The following is a 291-nucleotide window of genomic DNA, read 5'->3' as shown; positions in this document are numbered from 1 at the left end:
AGCCGTGGCAATCTCCAACTGCCAATACAAATCCCGCGCCTTTTCCGCCTTTAAAATTTGCGCTTTCATAAAGCCAAAAGCCGCCAACATCACACTGACCAAAAAAAGCAGACCAAAAGACAGTTTTGAAACAGGGCTAAACATTGCTTTTATCTCCCCACCTCGTTATCTCCACCCCATCATAGGAGCGGCTATGCCGCTTATGGGAATGCTTCCTATTGGAAAAATCCAACGAACCAAAGCCACGATGCACCCCCAGATTGCCAACAATAATCGCCACCATCGAAGGAA

This window comes from Bartonella sp. CL25QHWL (assembly GCF_042195335.1).
Taxonomy (GTDB): domain Bacteria; phylum Pseudomonadota; class Alphaproteobacteria; order Rhizobiales; family Rhizobiaceae; genus Bartonella.
This window is presented reverse-complemented; position numbering follows the sequence as displayed.